The following is a 2761-nucleotide window of genomic DNA, read 5'->3' on the forward strand; positions in this document are numbered from 1 at the left end:
CCTGTGCGGTCTGGTAGGTAAATTCGAGGTTTTCCCCTTCGACATACCCTTTTTCCTTCAGGCCATCCAGCAGTCCCTGTCGGGCGGCATCAAGGGCCGGATGCTCTACAATTTGCGAGACGGCGACTTTGGCGACATCTGCCAATACAGAAGGGGATGAGAGCGCGAGAGAGGCAGCAACGCAGGCTGCGGTAAGCAGTTTATTGTTTTTGATTTTCTTGAATTCCATGTCACAAGCTCCTTGCCAATGGTGATGGTCAGTATGAGGGCGACAAGTCGGCTATCGTTTACCCTCTGGAATAATGTTTTATCGCAACGGAGAAAGAAAGAACATCTATATTTTAACAATAATGAAACAATAGGTAGGTGATATATGCTGCCTATTTGTCTCAGGTTGGTGCTATTATCTGTTAGGTATTTTACTGGTAGTCTAATTTTCGAACAGCGAGACTTATGATAGAAGTATATTCTTAATTAGTATTTGTTAGCGGTAAAACTGGAGCTTACCCAGAATGGTAGGATTGATATGGGGATGTGTTCAGCCGCCAGACAGCTGTCAGACAATATGATGCCCTCTAGGAGATATTAGCTGTACCTCTCCCAAAGAACCCCACAAGCTTGGCCGCCGGTGGGGTTCTGTTCAAATGCCCTACGGGTAACACTTCAACGTCTTGTTCCTTCCGTGTATTTTGCTCATGGCTGCCATCATCTTGTCATTGTCGATGTAGCTTTGCGGCAGTGCCATCACCTCAACACGATAGTCAGGAGCTGATTCAGCCAGCGTCGAGCTGGCAGTCACCGGGGTAACCATCATGACATTCAAATCCGGGTTTCGGGCACGAATACGCGACGCGGTGCCGAGTCCTTCTGCCACATGAAAGCGACCGGCAACGTGGATGATCTGCCTGTTGGGGTGCAAAGCAAGATAATTCACCATACTTTCAGCCATCGTATCGTCCCAGGCTGTCTGGGCGGCAAACTGGCGCAAGGTTCTTGCTTCATCACCGTGATGCATAGAGGCAATAAACTTTTGCTGGTAGGCGTCGTTGTCCAAAGTCAGCGATTCGGCTACCCAGTTGCGCTCAGTGGCCGGTAGTTTGTCGAGGTACTCAGCCCCGTTTTTACCAATGCAGCGGACAATGGGTCTGGGCGCGTTGGCCGCAATGACGTCGAGTTTATTATGCTTGGCAAACTCGACCAGCGGACGATAGTCACTGGCGTAGTTTGGCCAGGCGTGGCCTTCCTTGATTAATGTTTTCTCACCAATTTCCCCGTTAAGATACTGGTTGACCACATTCTGTTTCTCTCGGGTAAACTGCTCCATTGACAGGGCCATATCCGGATTCAGGCGATAGAGCTGGGCAAACAGTTGTGCCTGCATCAGATGGGTACCGGGGTGGCCGTGCCACTCGCCAACCAGAACAATATCGGCATTCTGCAAAGCCCGGGCTAGCTCGCTTATGCTTAAGGTCTGACCTTGTGGGGTGGTGATTGTGTAGTCATAAAAAGTTGTCGGAAGTGGAGCTGTATCCGAGTCTGATTGTGTTGTGGCTGGCTGGGTCGCGCATCCCATTAGCAGGCTGACCAATCCGAGGGAGAGCCAATTCTTCATTCATTCACCACTGTGCTCTGAGAAGTTACAGGTTAAAACAGTATTTATCTTCGAAAATACCAAGCATGAAGCGTTAGCCACAAAAGCTATTGCTGATAGCTGCTTGAGATAATCACTTGATATAACTGTAGACGGTGCGAAATGATAAGAGAGATGAAATTAGCTGGCAATGAAAATAAGAATTAATTTCAATTGGCGTTGGGCTTTCTGTTTACTAAGTGCTCTACCCGGTCCAAGCCAGAGGCCGAGACCGGACAGGAGCTGTCATGCGCTGGATCTATTGTCTGCGATACACCCGAACTGAAAAGTCTGCTTCGCAGCTAAATTCGTTGGCCGAACGGAGCTGCTCCCACACTGCCTCGGAGGTTTTCCAGGCAAATGGCGTCATCTGCATTAATGCTGTTGCTTCTTCACCGGAGAGACTCATGTCGTAATGCAGCTGCTGGTCGGAAACCAACTCGAAGCCTTCGATGCTTTCTGCTGTCATCTCATGCAGGCGTACGTCATCGTAGATGAGGGCTTTTAGCTGGTACAGGTGACGGGCCGCAGGGGTTACCGTTACCAAAATTCCGCCGGCTTTGATGGCACGGTAAAGCTCTTCGTCCTTGCAAGGGGCATAGATCCGCACCACGCCATCAAGTACACCGTCAGAGAAAGGCAATCTATGGCTGGAGGCGACACAGAAATGACATGCTTGATAACGTTTGGCCGCATAACGGACAGCGACTTTGGAGATATCCAACCCGTGGATGCAAAGTGCCGGGTGGACCTGTTTCAGGTGAACAAACTCAGAGGTGTAGTAACCCTCACCGCAGCCGATATCGAGCAGGTGCTGTGAATCAGCCGGCAGATATTGATCCAGTTGTTCGACCACCTTTTGACGTAACGGCTGGTAGTGGTCCGTATTGAGAAACAGACGGCGAGCCTGCATCATTTCTTTATTGTCACCCGGGTTTTTCGAGCTTTTGTGGTGGACCGGCATCAGGTTGACATAGCCTTCTTTGGCCTGATCAAACTGGTGGTTGTTTTCGCAGCGCCACGAGTTAGCCTGAAGACTGAGCGGCGAATGACAAAGTGGACATTGGTAGGACATGGTGAAAACCGGATGATATAAGACAGCGGGTATTGTAAACATCCCCTAATTCAGCT

At 49.8% G+C, this 2761-nt stretch carries 3 protein-coding genes; all 3 read right to left on the reverse strand.

Translation table 11 applies throughout. The features are described from left to right. Nucleotides 1–229: ABC transporter substrate binding protein (locus MHN01_RS23500; RefSeq protein WP_304622888.1), on the reverse strand; the 229-nt coding region annotated here is incomplete at its 3' end. 420 nt (nucleotides 230–649) lie between these two features. After that, nucleotides 650–1612 (reverse strand): ChaN family lipoprotein, encoded by a 963-nt coding sequence (locus MHN01_RS23505; protein ID WP_239413777.1) that lies wholly within the window; start codon nucleotides 1610–1612, stop codon nucleotides 650–652. 277 nt (nucleotides 1613–1889) lie between these two features. Then, nucleotides 1890–2705 carry a 23S rRNA (guanine(745)-N(1))-methyltransferase gene (gene rlmA, locus MHN01_RS23510; RefSeq protein WP_239413778.1) on the reverse strand — a complete coding sequence of 272 codons (816 nt, stop codon included), beginning with the start codon at nucleotides 2703–2705 and terminating at the stop codon, nucleotides 1890–1892. Nucleotides 2706–2761 lie beyond the last annotated feature (56 nt).

It is taken from the genome of Photobacterium sp. OFAV2-7, from assembly GCF_022347985.1.
Classification (GTDB): domain Bacteria; phylum Pseudomonadota; class Gammaproteobacteria; order Enterobacterales; family Vibrionaceae; genus Photobacterium.

Bases quoted from the DNA above. Each gene is read 5' to 3' on its own strand.
- MHN01_RS23505 (WP_239413777.1), bottom strand. From the start codon at position 1,612: ATGAAGAATTGGCTCTCCCTCGGATTGGTCAGCCTGCTAATGGGATGC.
- rlmA (WP_239413778.1), bottom strand. From the start codon at position 2,705: ATGTCCTACCAATGTCCACTTTGTCATTCGCCGCTCAGTCTTCAGGCT.